Source organism: Dryocola sharpae (assembly GCF_051307055.1).
GTDB lineage: Bacteria > Pseudomonadota > Gammaproteobacteria > Enterobacterales > Enterobacteriaceae > Dryocola.
In genome coordinates, this window is sequence record NZ_CP149994.1 from 2,199,025 (window position 1) to 2,217,999 (window position 18,975).

16 protein-coding genes are annotated in these 18,975 nt (G+C 54.1%); 11 read left to right on the forward strand and 5 right to left on the reverse strand.

Going from position 1 to position 18,975, the window contains the following annotated elements; genetic code table 11:
• Nucleotides 1–13: 13 nt before the first annotated feature.
• The gene (hglS, locus tag WLO31_RS10640; protein ID WP_435930462.1) at nt 14–1,357 is read right to left on the reverse strand and encodes a 2-oxoadipate dioxygenase/decarboxylase HglS; all 1,344 of its coding nucleotides are present in this window, start codon (nt 1,355–1,357) and stop codon (nt 14–16) included.
• A 227-nt stretch (nt 1,358–1,584) separates the two neighbouring features.
• Here hglS and WLO31_RS10645 point away from each other — a divergent pair, with 227 nt between their 5' ends.
• Entirely contained in the window at nt 1,585–2,508 is a 924-nt protein-coding gene (locus tag WLO31_RS10645; RefSeq protein WP_435930463.1) for a LysR substrate-binding domain-containing protein, read from the forward strand.
• Here WLO31_RS10645 and smrA read toward each other — a convergent pair.
• Nucleotides 2,505–3,068: a DNA endonuclease SmrA gene (smrA, locus tag WLO31_RS10650; RefSeq protein ID WP_435930464.1), complete on the reverse strand. Its 564-nt coding sequence runs from the start codon at nt 3,066–3,068 to the stop codon at nt 2,505–2,507. The genes WLO31_RS10645 and smrA overlap by 4 nt on opposite strands.
• Before the next feature lie 590 nt (nt 3,069–3,658).
• Here smrA and ogt point away from each other — a divergent pair.
• The 4 genes from ogt (at nt 3,659) to WLO31_RS10670 (ending at nt 7,857) form a co-directional block, all read left to right on the forward strand.
• Nucleotides 3,659–4,174, forward strand: coding sequence for a methylated-DNA--[protein]-cysteine S-methyltransferase (gene ogt / locus WLO31_RS10655; RefSeq protein WP_435930466.1), 516 nt, complete (start codon nt 3,659–3,661; stop codon nt 4,172–4,174).
• A gap of 208 nt (nt 4,175–4,382) precedes the next feature.
• Nucleotides 4,383–5,135: a fumarate/nitrate reduction transcriptional regulator Fnr gene (gene fnr, locus WLO31_RS10660; protein WP_271125009.1), complete on the forward strand. Its 753-nt coding sequence runs from the start codon at nt 4,383–4,385 to the stop codon at nt 5,133–5,135.
• 136 nt (nt 5,136–5,271) lie between these two features.
• On the forward strand, nt 5,272–6,222 hold the full coding sequence (uspE, locus tag WLO31_RS10665; protein WP_435930467.1) for a universal stress protein UspE: 951 nt from the start codon (nt 5,272–5,274) through the stop codon (nt 6,220–6,222).
• Between the two features lie 441 nt (nt 6,223–6,663).
• Nucleotides 6,664–7,857, forward strand: a complete 1,194-nt coding sequence (locus tag WLO31_RS10670; protein WP_435930468.1) for a zinc-dependent alcohol dehydrogenase — start codon at nt 6,664–6,666, stop codon at nt 7,855–7,857.
• A gap of 72 nt (nt 7,858–7,929) precedes the next feature.
• Here WLO31_RS10670 and pntB read toward each other — a convergent pair whose 3' ends face one another.
• Together pntB and pntA are read right to left on the reverse strand one after the other, a co-directional pair.
• Nucleotides 7,930–9,318: a Re/Si-specific NAD(P)(+) transhydrogenase subunit beta gene (gene pntB / locus WLO31_RS10675; protein ID WP_435930470.1), complete on the reverse strand. Its 1,389-nt coding sequence runs from the start codon at nt 9,316–9,318 to the stop codon at nt 7,930–7,932.
• 10 nt (nt 9,319–9,328) lie between these two features.
• Nucleotides 9,329–10,858 (reverse strand): Re/Si-specific NAD(P)(+) transhydrogenase subunit alpha, encoded by a 1,530-nt coding sequence (pntA, locus tag WLO31_RS10680; RefSeq protein WP_435930473.1) that lies wholly within the window; start codon nt 10,856–10,858, stop codon nt 9,329–9,331.
• Between the two features lie 549 nt (nt 10,859–11,407).
• On the opposite strand from pntA, the gene ydgH reads away from it, so the two are divergent.
• The 4 genes from ydgH to rstA all read left to right on the forward strand — a co-directional run bounded on the left by ydgH (nt 11,408) and on the right by rstA (nt 15,639).
• Nucleotides 11,408–12,352 carry a DUF1471 family protein YdgH gene (gene ydgH / locus WLO31_RS10685; protein ID WP_435930475.1) on the forward strand — a complete coding sequence of 315 codons (945 nt, stop codon included), beginning with the start codon at nt 11,408–11,410 and terminating at the stop codon, nt 12,350–12,352.
• A 340-nt stretch (nt 12,353–12,692) separates the two neighbouring features.
• Nucleotides 12,693–14,075: an amino acid permease gene (locus WLO31_RS10690; RefSeq protein ID WP_435930476.1), complete on the forward strand. Its 1,383-nt coding sequence runs from the start codon at nt 12,693–12,695 to the stop codon at nt 14,073–14,075.
• Between the two features lie 34 nt (nt 14,076–14,109).
• Entirely contained in the window at nt 14,110–14,835 is a 726-nt protein-coding gene (folM, locus tag WLO31_RS10695) for a dihydromonapterin reductase (protein WP_435926585.1), read from the forward strand.
• Nucleotides 14,836–14,910: 75 nt separating this feature from the next.
• A complete protein-coding gene (gene rstA / locus WLO31_RS10700) occupies nt 14,911–15,639 on the forward strand; it encodes a two-component system response regulator RstA (RefSeq protein ID WP_435926586.1) in 729 nt (242 codons plus the stop codon).
• Between the two features lie 38 nt (nt 15,640–15,677).
• Here the strand turns inward: rstA and zinT are convergent, their stop codons facing one another.
• A complete protein-coding gene (gene zinT / locus WLO31_RS10705) occupies nt 15,678–16,316 on the reverse strand; it encodes a metal-binding protein ZinT (RefSeq protein ID WP_435926587.1) in 639 nt (212 codons plus the stop codon).
• A gap of 177 nt (nt 16,317–16,493) precedes the next feature.
• Here zinT and rstB point away from each other — a divergent pair, with 177 nt between their 5' ends.
• Nucleotides 16,494–17,798, forward strand: a complete 1,305-nt coding sequence (gene rstB / locus WLO31_RS10710) for a two-component system sensor histidine kinase RstB (protein ID WP_435926588.1) — start codon at nt 16,494–16,496, stop codon at nt 17,796–17,798.
• A 98-nt stretch (nt 17,799–17,896) separates the two neighbouring features.
• A complete protein-coding gene (tus, locus tag WLO31_RS10715) occupies nt 17,897–18,826 on the forward strand; it encodes a DNA replication terminus site-binding protein (RefSeq protein ID WP_435926589.1) in 930 nt (309 codons plus the stop codon).
• The last annotated feature ends 149 nt before the right edge of the window (nt 18,827–18,975 follow it).

Genomic DNA, 18,975 nt, shown 5'->3' on the forward strand with positions numbered 1-18,975 from the left:
CAGAATAGCGTCTTCAGAGCAGTCCGCAACGTCGTTTACTGCGATCTTCCGCCTGCTGATATAGCTCGAACTCGTCGGCAACCGACGCTCCGAGCGCCTGCTCAAAGGCCTCACGGCTGGCATGCCCGTGCGAACGGGAGCCGCTTTCGCCGCCTAAATTAGAGTGAAAAATACCCGCGGCGCTCACCGGCAGAAAATCTTCATAGGTAATAGGCTGAGCCACCAGCCAGCCGCGCTCAATCAGCGACTGCGGATCGTCTCCGGGCTTGATCCCCGATCGGTGCATTTCGCCTGCGGGCGTCAGGCGATAGCGGAAATAGGCCAGCGCCTGGCGACGCAGCAGCGTATCGCTGTCCGGCAGACGGCTGAATACCTCCTGCAAATGGCGCTGATGGCTGAGGTTGTCTTTACCGCTGCCCGCGGCGAGCAGCAGTTCGTCGTACAGCGCGCGCCCCTTCGGCGTTAACGCTACCCCGCGCTGTTCGATTTCACCAAACCGCGCCGTGTGCGTACCCTGATGCTCTCCGGCAAATAAAATCGGTTCTTCCAGCGCCTTAAAGCTGGTCTGGCGCAGCAGTATCGGAAATTCGCGGCGCGGCGGCCCTTCGATTATCGCTTTTGGCGAGATGCCATACTCGGGCATCAGCGCCTGCACGCGGTCAATGTCCAGCGTACGCGGGGTTAAGTGGTTGATATGGCAGCCGTGGAAACAGACCACGTCGGCTATCAATCTGTGCTGATCGTGCAGCGCCTGATAGGTCTGCGCATCGACTGTCGCGTGGCTGTGCCAGCGGAACGTCTCCAGCGCCTCGCTGACGAACTCATTAGCCTGCGCTTCGTTCAGGCCTCCCTGCTCATCATAACTCTCGAGCAGCGCCCGGCAGCGCGGCGTGAAAATATCTCTCTTTGCCAGAATTGCCGCCGCCTTCTTGCGCAGGGTCGCGTTTTCAATGAGTTCAAGGCGCAGTAAGGAGGTGAACACGCGGAACGGGTTACAGGCCAGCGCGGTATCGTCAATCGGGCGAAACGCGGTGGAGTGCACCGGCACGCCCGCCTGCGAAAGATCGTAGTAGCCAACCGGCTGCATGCCCATAACGGCAAAAATCCGGCGTAGCGTCGCCAGCTCTTCAGGCTTGCCGACGCGGATCGCCCCGTGACGCTCAACGTTAAGCCTCGCCAGTTCGTCCGCGTTCTCCAGCTGCTGGTGCAGTTCCGGGTCGTTTTCCAATACCGCGAGGTTGACATCAGCGACCAGTTCTAACAACGTGCCGTACTGAGGCACCTCTTGCTGGTACATCGCCGACATTGCGTGCGAAAATTTTTCCCGAATCTCATCAGCCGTGATGTTGTTCGCCATGATGTCGTATCTCCAGTGAATATTGCTGAAAGCGTAGAATCTGGTGAGGCACTCAGGGCGAAGAATTTGCGTTTTGTGATCTGCCTGAACTTATCGCATGCGCAGGCGGGAAATAGCGCTTTTTATGTTGCAATGATTGACGGATTGTTAACATTATTTTGCTAGCAAGTTATCATAATTAAACAACTTACCTTGTCACCGCGCCCCGTCTGTTTTTAACATCGCTTATGGAAAAAAATGGTCTTTTCAGTCAGCGCATTCGTTTGCGCCATCTGCACACTTTCGTGGCCGTCGCTCAACAGGGAACGCTGGGGCGAGCGGCTGAAACACTTAATCTGAGCCAACCGGCCCTCTCCAAAACCCTTAATGAACTCGAGCAACTGACCGGCACGCGGCTGTTTGACCGTGGGCGACTGGGGGCGCAGCTGACGCTGATGGGCGAACAGTTTCTTACCCATGCCGTCAAGGTTCTTGATGCGCTTAATCACGCCGGCCAGTCCCTGACCCGCAAAGACGGCCAGGCTTCAGCCGTGGTCAGAATCGGCGCGTTACCAACCGCGGTGCTCGGCATTCTGCCTGCGGTTATCGGTCAGTTTCACAAGCAGCAAAGCGAGGTGACGCTTCAGGTCGGCACCATGAACAACACCATGCTGCTGGCGGGTCTGAAGTCCGGGGAACTGGATTTGGGTATCGGCCGCATGTCCGATCCCGAACTGATGACCGGGCTGAACTACGAGCTGCTGTTTCTCGAATCGCTAAAGCTCGTGGTGCGGCCGGGCCATCCCATCCTGCAGGAAAATTTTACCCTGAGCCGGGTGATGGAATGGCCGGCGGTGGTTTCGCCGAAAGGCACCACCCCGCGTCAGAATACCGAAACGCTGCTCGCAAGCCAGGGGTGCAAACTCCCGGCAACCTGTATCGAAACGCTGTCAGCCTCGCTTTCACGCCAGTTAACGGTGGATTATAACTACGTCTGGTTTGTGCCCTCAGGCGCGGTCAAAGAAGATTTGAAACAAGGAACGCTGACGGCTCTGCCGATTGCCATACAGGGCGCCGGAGAGCCGATTGGGATCCTGACGCGAGTGGATGCCGTGTTATCGCCGGGCGCGCAGATTCTGCTTGCTTCGATCCGCAAATCCATGCCGGGTTAACGGCTACGTTTCGCGTGTCGCTCCCAGTTTTCGATCCTCGCCTGAGGCGATTTTTTCAGCGCCACGTAACAGGCCCCGCTGCCGCCGTGGTGCGGCATCGCGCAGCAAAAAGCCTGCACTTCTTCAAACTCAGGGAGCCAGCGCGCCAGATAGCTCCGCACGATATTCGCATGGGAACGGTCATCACGGCCTTTACCGTGGATAATTAACAGGTTACGCAGCCCGTCCTGCTTTGCCTGCTGGATGTAAGCAAACAGCATCTGGCGACACTGCTCAACGGGCTGGCGCAGCAGATTAAGGCTCGCTTCCTGGCAATATTTTCCCAGCCGCAGCTTGTCGAGTACGCCGGTTTGCAGCCCTTCGCGTTTAAATTCCAGCGGAGTGCCCAGCGAGACAATATCCAGGTATTCTGTCGTCAGAAAATTATCGAGCTGCGATACGTCGATTTTTGGCGCATCTTTCTCTTTGATAGGTTTGAGCCACCGGCTGCTGGCACAGTTCTTCAGCGGTTTGACATCCTCCATGGCGTCGAGAAACAGCAATTTGTCGTCAAGGTTCATGGCAAATCCTCCAGGCTCGTCTTCGCTGTGTACTATAACCGCCCGCCTGCCCGCGCTCAACGTCGGCAGCATGCAGCGGCAGCGCTCGATATGTACAAATAATATTCTATATGATTACTTATATTTTACTGCCTGACGCAAAATTAATTCCCTGTGCAAAAAGCGTGAAACTAATCACTCAGATAATCATGCATTTTTATCCTGAAATGGCTATAAATAACGGTAGCCCGCAAAGGAATATAACAGGGTCTAAACAGGAAGCATTGCTGTGTGTACTGGGGTCGGACTGATGTCGTCAGGCCCCCTTTTTAATACCGACTATTTTTATCGATTTTTGTATATAGACCAGTGGCATAATTCTGGCCAAATAGGCTCATGAAAAAAGATGCAAAAATAATTTGACTATTATTACATCACCTTTTAATTCCCTTATTAAATAATGGTTATTGTCCGACGGCCGGCGTTGCGGATAAATACCGCAGCGGTTTGGGGCCGTTATCTACTCTTTTAGGGTGGCTGGCTGCCGCCGCGGATAGCGTGATATTCTGCTGCTTTGGGGCCGCGCGCCTGGGTTAAAAATGGAGAGCGTCATGCTGACACTGCTTGAAGATAAGATTGCCACGCCGCTTGGGCCGCTATGGATACTTTGCGATGAGCAGTTCAGGCTGCGGGCCGTGGAGTGGGAAGAACACAGCGATCGTATGGTGCAGCTGCTGGATATCCACTATCGCGCGGAAGGTTATCTACGCGTCAGCAGTCAAAATCCGGGCGGCATGAGCGATAAAATGCGCGACTATTTTGACGGCGATTTAAGCATTATTCAAAACCTGCCGACGGCTACCGCCGGCACCCCGTTCCAGCGTGAGGTATGGCAGGCGCTGCGTACCATTCCCTGCGGACACGTTATGCATTATGGACAGCTGGCAGAGCAGCTTGGCCGCGCCGGGGCCGCGCGGGCTGTCGGGGCAGCAAACGGCTCTAATCCGGTCAGTATTGTGGTGCCCTGCCATCGCGTTATCGGGCGCAACGGCACAATGACGGGGTATGCCGGCGGCGTGAGCCGTAAAGAGTGGCTTTTGCGGCATGAAGGATATCTGTTGCTTTAGGCGAGCCCCGGCTTTCAAAGCGACAATTAAGCCCTGAATGCTATCGCACTTCAGGTGATTGATTGGTAATATTTATGGTTATCAATAAGATAGCGTAAAAAATCACCTTGCGAATACCATTATATTCCCAATGGGGTTTCGCCATACTTACGTGCTCAGCAAAAAGATGTTAAAATTGACCAATATCAATTACGGCCTGAGCATATCTATGATCCCTGAAAAGCGAATTATCCGACGCATTCAGTCTGGCGGTTGTGCTATCCATTGTCAGGATTGCAGCATCAGCCAATTATGCATCCCTTTTACGCTCAACGAGCATGAGCTTGATCAGCTTGATAACATCATCGAGCGCAAAAAGCCTATCCAGAAGGGACAAACCCTGTTTAAAGCGGGTGACGAACTGAAATCGTTGTACGCCATTCGTTCAGGGACCATCAAAAGCTACACCATCACCGAACAGGGTGACGAACAGATCACCGGTTTCCACCTTGCTGGCGATCTGGTCGGTTTTGACGCTATCGGCACCGGGCATCATCCGAGCTTTGCCCAGGCGCTCGAAACCTCCATGGTGTGCGAAATCCCCTTCGAAACGCTGGATGATTTATCCGGTAAAATGCCGAGCCTGCGCCAGCAGATGATGCGTTTAATGAGCGGTGAAATCAAAGGCGATCAGGATATGATTCTGCTGCTTTCCAAGAAGAATGCTGAAGAGCGTCTGGCGGCGTTTGTCTACAATCTTTCACGTCGTTTCGCGCAGCGCGGTTTCTCGCCTCGCGAATTCCGCCTGACCATGACCCGCGGCGACATCGGTAACTATCTTGGCCTCACCGTTGAGACCATCAGCCGTCTGCTGGGCCGTTTCCAGAAAAGCGGCATGCTGGCGGTGAAAGGTAAGTATATTACTATTGAAAATATCGACCTGCTCGCAGAACTTGCCGGGCAATCACGTAGCGTCGCCTGATAAAGAGTGACCTCTGCCGGATCGCTAATTTTTTCTATGTTTTTGATCCGGCAACGGCTTCTCACCTGTTTCATTCGCTCCTTATAGGTTAATCTTACTTAACAGACTGTGGTTAAGCAGTCGTAAGGAGACCTGTATGGCAAAGTATCAAAACATGCTAGTCGCGATTGATCCCAATCAGGACGATCAACCTGCCCTGCGGCGCGCTGTTTATTTGCATCAAAGGATTGGCGGCAGAATTAAGGCGTTTTTGCCGATCTATGACTTTTCTTATGAAATGACCACCCTTCTGTCGCCAGACGAACGCACCGCTATGCGTAAAGGCGTCATCAGCCAGCGCGCGGCCTGGATTAAAGAACAGGCGCAGTATTACATCGAAGCCGGTGTCCCCATTGAGATTAAAGTGGTCTGGCATAACCGGCCCTTCGAAGCGATTATTCAGGAAGTGATCGGCGGCGGTCACGATCTGCTGTTAAAGATGACCCACCAGCACGATAAGCTTGAGGCGGTAATTTTCACCCCAACCGACTGGCATCTGCTGCGCAAATGCCCTTGCCCGGTGTGGATGGTGAATGAGAAGCCCTGGCCGGAAGGCGGTAAAGCGCTGGTTGCCGTAAACCTTGCAAGCGAAGAGCAGTACCACAACGCGCTTAATGAGAAGTTAGTTAAAGAAACCCTTCGGCTGGCGGATGACATCAACCACACGGAAGTTCATCTGGTAGGCGCCTACCCCGTTACGCCTATCAATATCGCCATCGAACTGCCGGATTTTGACCCCAGCGTTTATAACGACGCCATTCGCGGCCAGCATCTGGTGGCGATGAAAGCTATCCGTCAGCAGTTTGGCATCGATGAGAAAATGACGCATGTCGAAAAAGGCCTGCCGGAAGAGGTAATCCCGGATCTGGCCGAACATCTCCAGGCGGGGATCGTTGTGCTGGGAACGGTAGGACGCACAGGCCTTTCCGCCGCGTTCCTCGGCAACACCGTCGAGCAGGTTATCGATCATTTACGCTGCGACCTGCTGGTCATCAAGCCTGATGAATACCAGACGCCGGTCGAATTAGACGATGATGAAGACGATTAATGCTTCCCTAAGTTAACTAAAAAGCCCGTTGGTGAAGACACCGACGGGCTTTTTAGCATCTGCGGGAGCTGTTTTCTGCTTAACGGCGGGTAAGCCAGACAAACGCGAAAGCAAATTAATCCTGAGGCTGGAAATAACGCCGTGTAAGCATCCAGCCTGCGCAAAATAAATTTTTCGTACTGACAGAAAATAAGCCAGCCCGGCCAAATCTGTCGCCAAATAAAATACGGCTGAAAAGTATAACCTATTTAGCCAGGCTGCCGATCGCCTGATAAATAAGGTTATTAATGAATTCATCAGACCATAAGTCTGGTACAGAATCTTAAAAACCACCTTTTATTCTGCATAACAAGCTTTATCTCCCTCGCGCTAACAGAATCCAGGCTACATTTTTAAGGTCGTTCATTTATTAACCCGGGATCGCGAGGATAAAGCTAACGTATGAAAGCACTTACTTATCATGGCCCTAAACATGTCAGCGTCGACAATATGCCCGACCCCACCATCGAAGCACCTGACGATATTATTCTCAGAGTCACCGCTACGGCGATTTGTGGTTCAGATTTGCACCTCTATCATGGGAAAATCCCCGGCATCCATCATGGCGATATTTTCGGCCATGAGTTTATGGGCGAAGTCGTTGAAACAGGCGCAGGCGTAACGGCGGTGAGTAAGGGCGATCGGGTTGTCATCCCTTTCGTCATCGCCTGCGGAGACTGTTTTTTCTGCCATCTGCATCAGTACGCGGCCTGTGAAACGACCAATACGGGCAAAGGTTCCGCGCTGAACCGCAAATCGATCACGCCTCCTGCCGCTTTATTTGGCTACAGCGATCTGTATGGCGGCATACCCGGCGGCCAGGCGGAATATGTCCGGGTGCCAAAGGCCAACGCGGGCCCGTTTAAAGTGCCGTCCACTCTTGCCGATGAAAAAGTTTTATTCCTTTCCGATATTCTTCCTACTGCCTGGCAGGCGGTTAAAAATGCTGAGGTGAAACAAGGCTCAAGCGTGGCGATTTTCGGCGCCGGGCCTGTAGGATTGCTGTGCGCAGCGTGCGCTCGCCTGGCCGGGGCGGAGAAAATATTTATTATCGATCATCATCCCTACCGGCTCGCTTTCGCCCAGCAACGTTATGGCGCAATTCCGATCAATTTCGATGAAAACGACGATGCTGCCGCCTGGATTATTGAAAACACTGCCGGGAACCGCGGCGTGGATGCGGTCATCGATGCGGTCGGCTTTGAAGCGAAAGGCAGTCTGACCGAAACGGTGCTCAGCAACCTTAAACTTGAAGGCAGCAGCGGTAAGGCATTGAGGCAGTGTATTGCCGCCGTGCGCCGCGGAGGGATTGTCAGCGTGCCGGGTGTTTACGCAGGCTTCATTCACGCCTTCCTGTTTGGCGATGCCTTTGATAAAGGCCTGACCTTCAAAATGGGACAAACGCACGTTCATGCCTATCTGCCCGAGCTGCTCAGGCTGATAGAAAGCGGCCATCTGCATCCTGAAGAAATTGTGACTCACCACCTTCCTCTCGAAGATGCAGCCCGCGGGTATGAAATTTTTGAGAAGCGCCAGGAAGACTGCCGTAAGGTTATCCTTGTGCCGGGCCTTAGCGCGGACGCCTCCACGATTTAATGCGTTTAAATCGCCTGCTGTAAGCCAAAAAAAACCGCCCCAAAAGGCGGTTTTTACTGAGCATCCCACAAATCAGAGCGCTTTAAGGATGGCTTCCACGCTGGCTTTCGCATCGCCAAACAGCATCTGCGTGTTGTCTTTAAAGAACAGCGGGTTTTGCACCCCGGCATAGCCGGTATTCATCGAACGCTTAAAGACGATAACGTTTTGCGCTTTCCACACTTCCAGCACCGGCATACCGGCGATTGGGCTACGTGGATCTTCCTGCGCGGCCGGGTTAACCGTATCGTTAGCGCCGATAACCAGCACGGTGTCGGTATCGGTGAAATCGTCGTTGATCTCATCCATTTCCAGCACCACATCATACGGCACGCGGGCCTCAGCCAGCAGGACGTTCATATGGCCAGGCAAACGGCCCGCAACCGGGTGAATACCAAAGCGCACTTTGATCCCGCGCGCGCGCAGCTTCTCGGTAATTTCAGCAACCGGATACTGCGCCTGCGCAACCGCCATACCGTAGCCCGGGGTGATGATCACAGAGCTGGAATTTTTCAGCATTTCTGCCGTCTCTTCCGCTGTTATTTCACGGTGTTCGCCGGCTTCATCGGCTTCACCGGTAGATGAACCATCCGTGCCGAAACCACCGGCGATGACGCTAATGAACGAGCGATTCATCGCTTTGCACATGATGTACGACAGAATCGCACCCGATGAGCCTACCAGCGCGCCGGTAACGATCAGCAGATCGTTGCTGAGCATAAAGCCCGCCGCCGCCGCCGCCCAGCCCGAGTAGGAGTTCAGCATGGAGACCACTACCGGCATATCCGCACCGCCGATAGAGGCCACCAGATGCCAGCCGACCGCCAGCGCAATGATGGTCATTACCAGCACCGCCAGCACCTGCAGGCCAACGCTTTCGGTACGAACAAACACAATCAGCAGCGCAAAGGAGACGACTAACGCCGCCAGATTCAGCTTGTGACGGTTTGGCAGCATCAGCGGTTTAGAGGAAATCTTACCGCGCAGCTTGCCAAACGCCACGATTGAGCCCGTGAAGGTCACCGCGCCGATAAAGATGCCGAGGAACACCTCCGTTAAATGGATGTTTTCCATCACCGGTTCGAGTCCCGGCGCGTGATCCAGATAGCTGTTAAAGCCCACCAGCACCGCCGCAAGGCCCACGAAGCTGTGCAGAATCGCCACCAGCTCCGGCATCTCCGTCATCTCGACTTTCTTCGCAAGGTGCATACCGATAGCACCGCCGATAACCATCGCCACGATTATCCATACGACGTTGCCCGTTTCCGGCCCAAAGATGGTTGCAACCAGCGCAATCGCCATACCGGCCATGCCGAACAGGTTGCCCTGCTTTGACGTTTCGTGTTTTGACAACCCGGCCAGGCTGAAAATAAACAGGATCGCGGCAACAATGTATGCAGCTGTAACTAATCCACCAGACATTTGTTACCCCTTAGTTCTTCCGGAACATTTTCAGCATGCGCTGAGTGACGGTGAAACCACCAAAAATATTGATGCTGGCAATCAGCACGGCGATAAAGCTCAGAAAACTGACCCAGCCGCCGTGACCAATCTGTAAAAGCGCGCCAACCACAATGATCCCTGAGATAGCGTTAGTGACCGACATCAGCGGCGTATGCAGCGCATGTGAAACGTTCCACACCACGTAATAACCCACCACGCAGGCCAGGGCGAACACCGTAAAGTGGCCGAGGAACTCTTTAGGCGCAACGTCAGCAAGCCAGCCGAAGAGAATAATCGCCAGCGCCATAAACGCATATTTGCGCCAGGGGGAAGCGGGTTTTTTCTCTTCTACCGGAGCGGCAGCTTTTGGCTGCGCCGCCTGCGGCTGGGCGGAAACCTGAATCGGCGGCGCAGGCCAGGTAACTTCACCTTCGCGGATAACCGTTACGCCGCGAACGACCACGTCTTCAAAATCGACGTTGATATTGCCGTCTTTTTCTTTACAGAGCAGCTTCAGCAGGTTTACCAGGTTGGTGCCGTACAGCTGTGAGGACTGGGTCGGCAGACGGCCCGGCAGATCGGTATAGCCAATTACGCGCACGCCGTTTGGCGTAACGGTGATTTTATCGGCCACCGTATATTCACAGTTACCGCCGTTTTGCGCCGCCAGATCGACGATCACGCTGCCCGCCTGCATGGAATCAACCATTTCACGGGTGATGAGTTTCGGCGCTGGTTTGCCCGGGATCAGGGCGGTGGTAACGATAATGTCGACTTCTTTCGCCTGCGCGGCGAACAGTTCCATCTCCGCTTTTATAAAGGCTTCGGACATCACTTTGGCATAGCCGTCGCCGCTGCCCGCTTCCTCTTTAAAATCGAGTTCCAGGAACTCGGCGCCCATGCTCTGAACCTGTTCTTTTACCTCAGGACGGGTATCAAAAGCACGCACGATGGCGCCAAGGCTGTTTGCAGCGCCGATTGCCGCAAGGCCCGCTACGCCCGCGCCTATTACCATCACCTTCGCCGGCGGCACTTTGCCTGCGGCGGTAATTTGCCCGGTAAAGAAGCGGCCAAACTCATGGGCGGCCTCAACAATAGCGCGATAGCCCGCGATATTGGCCATGGAGCTCAGCGCATCGAGCGACTGCGCGCGCGAAATACGCGGCACCGAGTCCATTGCCATTACGGTGACGTTGCGCGCCGCGAGCTTTTCCAGCAGCTCTGCATTTTGTGCAGGCCAGATAAAGCTGACTAACGTTGAGCCTTCGCGCATCAGCTCAATTTCGCTGTCCTGCGGGGCATTTACCTTCAGGATGATGTCGGACTGCCAGACATCCTGAGTGTCGGTAACGGCGGCGCCCACCTGAAGAAACGCTTCGTCATCAAAGCTCGCCAGCTTGCCTGCGCCACTTTCAATGGCGACGGTAAATCCCAGCTTCTGCAGTTGTTCCACGGTTTTCGGTGTGGCAGCCACGCGGGATTCACCTGCCCACCGCTCTCTTGGTACACCAATACGCATAGTTTTCCCTTCCATCTGTTTATTATGATGGTTTGTCAGACGTTGCCGTAGCCAGCCGTATGCACGCTGCCTGTACTCCTGGCAAACGTCATCTCCGTTACCACTTCAACAAAAAATACATCTGTAACAAACTTTTTATAACCTACTGAAAATAACGCCTGTGATCCACATCATGATCGCACTATTTGTATCTTTCCCGCAAAATCTAAGGGCCAGGGCGCTCAGGCAGCTCTTTTTAACTAAAATTCATCGCCGATGCCTGATAATACGCTTAAGCGAAGCGGTAAAACACGATTCTGCGCCATGCTAAAAGCCAGTTTTAACATCGTATTAACCAAAGAAGTCATAAGCTTTATCGTTTTTACTGGTCAAGCGCCCAAATTGAGGACCTATAATCTTTGGTTATGAAAATTCGGCAACGGCAGGATGCCACTTTGAAAAATGCCGCAGACAGTCATGCTCATTCAATGCAATAATCTGCGGCTTACAGGTAATTTTCAGAGAATGCGGTATTAGTATTCATTTTGCGCAAGGCGAAGGATTATTTTTATGAAGCTCAAGAACACCCTTCTGGCGTCAGCACTTATCTCCCTCACTACGCTGTCCGCTCAGGCAGCGCAGGAGCTGACGCCGGAACAAGCGGCCTCTCTTAAACCTTTTGATCGCATCGTTGTGACGGGGCGTTTTACTGCCATCAGCGACGCGGCCAAAGCCGTTTCTCGCCGTGCGGACGACGCCGGCGCCGCTTCTTTCTACATTCAGGATCTGAACGACACCGGCAACAGCGGCAACTGGCGTGTGGTTGCGGATATTTTCCATGCGGACGCGCAGAAAGCCGAAGAAAAAGGCAACCGCGTCATCAACGGCGTGATGGAATTGCCAAAAGCCCAGGCTTATCTGCTTGAACCTTTCGATACCGTTACCGTGCAGGGCTTCTATCGCAACCAGCCGGAAGTTAACGACGCCATTACCAAAGCCGCTAAAGCTAAAGGAGCGTCCTCTTTCTTCATCGTGCGTCAGGTCGATGCAAACCAGGGCGGCAACCAGCGTATAACAGCGTTCATCTATAAAGCTGACGCCAAAAAACGCGTCGTGCAGAATCCGGACGCCATCCCTGCAAATTCAGAAGCGGGTAAAGCGGCGCTGGCGGCCGGCGGCGCCGCAGCGAAAAAAGTTGAGATTCCGGGCGTTGCCTCTTCTGCAACCCCAAGCTCCGACGTGGGCCGCTTCTTTGAAACCCAGTCATCAAAAGGTGGGCGTTACACTGTCACCCTGCCGGACGGCACGAAGGTTGAGGAAATCAATAAGATCACCGCCGCTCAGATGGTGCCTTTCGACAGCATCAAGTTCACCGGTCACTACAGCGGCATGACTGAAGTCTCATACCAGGTGGCCAAACGTGCGGCGAAGAAAGGGGCGAAGTTCTACCACGTGACCCGCCAGTGGCAGGAGCGTGGCGGCAACCTGACCGTCAGCGCAGATCTCTATAAATAATTCAGCCCTATCCTCAGGGTTGCTTTCGCTGCCCTGAGGATTGCCGGCAAAGAAAGAAAAAACGTGATTTTCTTTCTTTATGGTTGAGCTGCCGAAATCAATGGGCTGTTTTTCCTGTTTATTTTTTACCATGCCTGTTTCAGCGCTTTGCCAGTCTGAGGGCAGCTCTGGCTGCCCTTTTTAGCGCCCTCTTTTTGCGCGATTAGTTCAATTTATGGCGCATGCCATTGCAAGCAGTGTCCACACTCCGTAAAATTCCGCGCCTTAGCGTGATCCACCATTTTTATGCGAAAAAGCATAATAATTATGCTGGAACCTGCCTCACATTTACTGGACATCTATGGAAAAGAAACTTGGCCTCGCCGCGTTAACCGCTCTGGTCCTCAGCTCGATGCTCGGCGCTGGGGTATTTAGCCTGCCGCAAAATATGGCAAGCGTGGCAAGTCCCGCGGCGCTGTTGATTGGCTGGGCTATCACCGGCGCGGGCATTCTGCTGCTGGCGCTCGCCATGCTGGTGCTGACCCGCCTGCGTCCGGAGCTGGACGGCGGAATATTTACCTACGCCCGCGAAGGCTTTGGTGAATTAATCGGTTTTTGCTCCGCCTGGGGCTACTGGCTGTGCGCGGTTATCGCTAACGTTTCCTATCTCGTCATCGTGTTTTCGGCGTTAAGCTTCTTTACCGATACGCCAGAGCTGCGGCTGTTTGGTGATGGCAATACCTGGCAAGCCATCCTGGGCGCGTCTGTCTTATTATGGATGGTCCACTGGCTGGTGCTGCGCGGCGTACAAACCGCAGCGAGTATCAATCTGGTCGCCACCCTCGCTAAACTTCTCCCGCTCGGTATGTTTATCGTGCTCGCAGCGATGGCCTTCCGGCTCCGTACCTTTAGCCTCGATTTTTCCGGCCTGGCGTTAGGCGTGCCGGTCTGGGAGCAGGTTAAAAACACCATGCTGATTACGCTGTGGGTGTTTATCGGCGTCGAGGGCGCCGTGGTCGTTTCCGCGCGGGCGCGCAATAAAAAAGATGTAGGACGCGCAACCCTGCTCGCCGTCATTGCCGCGCTGGGCGTCTATCTGCTGGTAACGCTGCTTTCTCTTGGCGTGGTGGCCCGTCCGGAGCTGGCGACGATGCGCAACCCGTCCATGGCGGGCATCATGGTTGAGATGATGGGCCCATGGGGCGAGGTCATCATTGCCGCGGGCCTTATCGTTTCCGTGTGCGGCGCCTACCTGAGCTGGACTATTATGGCCGCAGAAGTACCTTTGCTCGCCGCTACGTATAAAGCGTTTCCGAAAATTTTTGCGCGCCAGAATAAAAATAACGCTCCTTCGGCATCGCTGTGGCTGACTAATATCAGCGTACAGCTTTGTCTGGTGCTGATCTGGCTTACGGGATCTGATTACAATACCCTGCTGACCATCGCATCAGAGATGATCCTCGTGCCCTATTTCCTGGTGGGCGCCTATTTATTAAAAGTGGCTGCGCGTCCGCTGCATAAAGCCATCGGCCTCGGCGCATGCCTTTATGGCCTGTGGCTACTTTATGCATCAGGCCCGATGCACCTCCTGCTGTCGGTGGTACTGTATGCCCCTGGATTGCTTGTTTTTATGTACGCCCGCAGCACGCATACTCATGAGGCCAGCCTGAACATGCAGGAAAGAGCGATTATTGCAGCTATGCTGCTTGCTTCGTTTCCAGCGACATGGATGCTGGTGCGATAACGACGCCTGAACCGCAAGTATGGAGAACCGAACGATGGATAAAACGTTTTCTGGCCGGCCCGTGCTGATTACCGGCGCTGGCCGCCGTATTGGCCTTGCGCTGGCGAAAGATTTTCTGGCGCGCAGGCAGCAGGTCATTGTCAGCTTCAGGACTCGCTACCCTTCCATTGACGAGCTTGAACGGGCGGGCGCGCTTTGCCTGTTCGGCGATTTCTCTACGGATGAAGGGATCAAGGCTTTTGCGGATAGCGTTATGCAGCGCTGCAATGGCCTGCGCGCCATTATTCATAATGCCAGCGCCTGGCAGGCCGAATCTTCGTCGGTTGCGCATAGCGATACGCTTGCGGCCATGCTGCAAATTCACGTCAATGCGCCTTACCTGATGAATCATCTGCTTGAACCTTTATTGCGCGGACATGGCCACGCCGGTTCGGACATTATTCACTTCACCGATTATGTGGTTGAGCGCGGCAGCGACAAACATATCGCCTACGCCGCCAGTAAAGCCGCGCTAGATAACCTGACGCGCTCTTTCGCCCGTAAGCTGGCCCCTGAGGTGAAGGTCAACTCTATCGCCCCGGCAATGATTTTATTCAACGAACACGACGATGCGCAGTACCGCAAAGCCGCGCTGAATAAATCTTTGATGAAGGTGGCGCCGGGCGAAAAAGAGATCGTCGCCCTGGTAAATTATCTGCTGGAAAGCAGGTACGTAACCGGGCGTTCCCATGCCGTGGACGGCGGCCGACCCCTTCGATAAATCTGTTTACCAGTCATTGATGGCGTAATTGATTCGCTCAGTGTATGTTGCCATTTTTACCTGACGTGCCGGGTTATGAACAAAATCGTATACGTGGAAGATGACCCGGAAGTGGGCGCGCTGATTGCAGCTTACCTGGGAAAACACGACATTGATGTGATTGTCGAAAGCCGCGGCGATTGCGCCGAAGCGGTGATTAAACAGCAGCAGCCCGACCTGGTGCTTCTGGACGTCATGCTGCCAGGTAAAGACGGCATGACGCTATGTCGCGACCTGCGCCCGCAGTGGGACGGCCCCATCGTTCTGCTGACCTCTCTCGACAGCGACATGAACCATATTCTGTCGCTGGAAATGGGCGCTAACGATTACATTCTGAAAACTACCCCTCCCGCCGTGTTGCTGGCGCGCTTAAGGCTGCATCTTCGCCAGCGCATATCGGCCCAGCACACCGTTGAAACCACGCCAGCCGCGCTTAAACCGCATAAGGCGATGCGGTTTGGCGCGCTTTGTATCGACCCGCTGAACCGGCAGGTTACGCTCGGCAATGAACATATCGCGCTTTCTACCGCAGATTTTGATTTGCTATGGGAGCTGGCCACGCATGCCGGGCAAATTATGGACAGGGACGCGCTGCTGAAAAACTTGCGCGGCGTAAGCTACGACGGCATGGACAGAAGCGTGGATGTCGCCATATCCCGGCTGCGCAAAAAATTGTACGACAGCGCCACGGAACCGTTTCGCATCAAAACCGTACGCAACAAAGGCTATCTTTTTGCCCCCCATGCCTGGGAAAGCACAGCGTGATGAAACAGGGATGCCGCCTGAAAGCGGCATCTCTCCTTTTAGTGATGCAGCATTTCATCCACTACCTGCGCGGTAGTCATGTTGTAAGGATAGAAAGTAGGCCAGTTATCCATCTCTTTCAGCAGCGCTTCCTGGGATGTATTACCCATAAAGATATGGAAATGCTGTGATTTGCGGGGGCTGATAATATGATCGCTGAACTGAACATATTTCGGCGCCGCAGACTGGCTATCCTTACATTCAAACAGGTAACGCACGCCCTTCTTCCCCGAGACGTAGTTCAGGATTTTAAAGCCGGCATACCGGTATTCGCAGGACCTCACCTCTTTCCCGACGTGAAATTCCATGACGTTATTCTCAATGCCGATGGTGTCGATGTCGGTTGCGTAACCTTTTTTGTAATAGGCCTCTACCTCAGCAAGCGATTCGCCGCTTTTTTTCGCCTTTTTTTCCAGGACCGGAGCCAGGTCGCCCTTCAGTAAGTAAGGATTGAGTGACTGCCAGATGCCGTCCCAGTCGCTCAACGCGCGATCCTTGACGTTTTTATCGTCAAACACCCCTTCACTGGCTTTTTGTTCCGTCTCCGTTAAAGGCGCGCCATGATGATGTGCATGCGCGAAAGCGTGCGAGCTGCTCAGTAATACTCCCAGTCCCAGTAAAATAGCGGCGTTCTTCATGATTGTGACTCTCTCCTGTTGGTCATTCGCATTTTATTTTTACGTTATAACATAACAACAAAACCTGGCGAAAGTCCTGCATCTGGTCAGCCGACGAGAACGCGAGCATACTTGTGGCCCATAGCGCCCCCGATTTCAGGAGGCAGAGCCAGTTAACTGATAGATTGGTAATTTTTAATGAAAAAGCTGTTTATTCAGTTTTATCTCCTGCTGTTTGTCTGCTTTCTTGTGATGACGATGCTGGTCGGGCTGGTCTATAAATTCACCGCCGAGCGCGCGGGCCGACAGTCGCTGGATGACCTGATGAAAAGCTCGCTGTATCTGATGCGGAGCGAACTGCGGGAAATTCCGCCCAGGGACTGGAACAAAACCATCAACGATCTCGATCTCAACTTATCGTTTAAGTTAAACATCGAGCCGATGAGCAAATTTAAGCTCGACGACATCGCCACTCGCCGCCTGCGCGAAGGGGAGATCGTCGCACTCGATGATGAATATACGTTTATCCAGCGTATTCCCCGCAGCCATTACGTGCTGGCCGTCGGCCCAATTCCGTACCTGTTCTTTTTGCATCAGATGCGCCTGCTTGACGTAGCGCTGATGGCTTTTATTGCCATCTCGCTCGCCTTCCCCGTATTTATCTGGATGCGGCCGCACTGGCAGGACATGCTGAAACTGGAAACCGCAGCCCAGCGGCTCGGCAAGGGGTATCTGGACGAGCGGCTTCACTTCGACAGCGCCTCCAGTTTCGACCGTTTAGGCGTCGCCTTTAATCAGATGGCGGATGACATTAACGCGCTGATTGCCAGTAAAAAACTGCTGATAGACGGTATCGCCCACGAGTTGCGCACGCCGCTGGTTCGCCTGCGTTACCGGCTGGAAATGAGCGATAATCTTGCCGCGGAAGAGTCCCAGGCGCTTAACCGGGATATAGGCCAGCTTGAAGGGCTTATCGATGAGCTGTTGACCTATGCCCGCCTCGATCGGCCGCAAACCGAGCTGCATCTTACCTCGGTCGATCTCCCGCACTGGCTGCAAAACCATATTGCGGATGTCCGGCTCATCCATCCCCACCGGGATATCGCACTGGAATGCCCTGCTGCCTCTATTTTCGGGCAGATTGATTTACGGCTTATGGAGCGAGTCATCGACAATCTCATTAATAATGCCCTTCGTTACAGCCGGCAAAAGCTGCGCGTCAGCCTGTGCCTGGAGGAACAGACGGCCGTGCTGCAGGTTGAAGACGACGGTCCGGGCATTCCTGCGGCAGAACGCGAGCACGTTTTTCAGCCGTTTGTTCGCCTTGACCCAAGCCGCGACAGAGCCACCGGCGGCTGCGGTCTGGGGCTGGCGATTGTGCGCTCCGTTGCGGTAGCTATGGGTGGCTCCGTTAGCGTAAACAGCAGCTCCCTTGGCGGAGCCCGCATCCGTTTTAGCTGGCCGGTTAATACTTTCGAACCTCAGGCCTCGCCCGTCGCATAAAACCATTCTTCTCTGCCTGACTGATGGTGATGCTGTTGGTCAGGTAGGTTTTGTTGTGTTATAAATTATAAGTATGTTGTAACTAAAGAGGGTGCTGTATGGCCGATTACGATCTGATTGAAAGACTGACCGCTACGTTTCGCGAGCTTGAGCGGGATCTGCACCAGCTTCGCGACCGGCTGGAGAGCTGCCGCCTGCTGGTCGGGCGCGTATTTACCCTGCCGGAAATTGAAAAGGGTCAGGAGCACGAGCCGTTAATGCATATTGAAGTGACGCAGCGGATCGGCAAAGAGGCCCACGAGGCAACGCTTGCGCACTTTACCCGTCTCTTCATCCAGCAGCAGTCAGAAAACATCAGCAGCAAGGCCGCGGTGCGCCTTCCCGGCGCCGTTTGTTATGCCGTAACCGCCGAAGAGTACCGGCAGACAGGCGATCTGATCGCCCGCATTAACCAGCGCAAACTGGCGCTGGAAAAGATTATCAGCGTTGATTCTGGCCTGCCGAGCGTGCAGCGCTTTGAGTGGGTGCATCGTCATATTCCGGGCCTGATTACGCTCAACGCCTACCGCGCGATTACGCTTGTCGATACGCCCTCCACGCTGCGCTTTGGCTGGGCGAATAAGCAGATAATCAAAAACCTGACCCGCCGTGAAGTGATGGCGATGCTTGAGAAGAGCCTGAAGGCAAACCGCGCCGTGCCGCCCTGGACGCGCGAACAGTGGGCGGAGCAGATCGAACGGGAGCTGAACAACGTGGCCATGCTGTCCGACAGCGTCAGACTGAAGATTAAGCGGCCGGTGAAAGTGCAGCCGGTTGCGCGGGTCTGGTATCAGGAGCAGCAAAAGCAGGTGCAGCTCGCCTGCCCTTCGCCCCTGATTGTTCTGTGCCAGCGGGATTCCGGCGAGGCGCCGCCGGAGATTGGCGAGCTGCTGAACTACGATGCGGACAATATCCGTCACCGCTACAAGCCCGAAGCTCAGGCGCTGCGGCTGCTGATCCCGCGTTTGCATCTCTATTGCGAGGAGTAAAAAGCGCCTTCTTAGAGGCGCTCAGATTGCTGGCAAACACCTGAAAACGCGTTTTCCGTGTGCCTGGGATGAACCGGAAGAAGCAATTTTTTGCTTTTATTCGCCCCGGCTAATGCGCTTAAGAGCAATAGACTTTGGCAGCGAGTTCA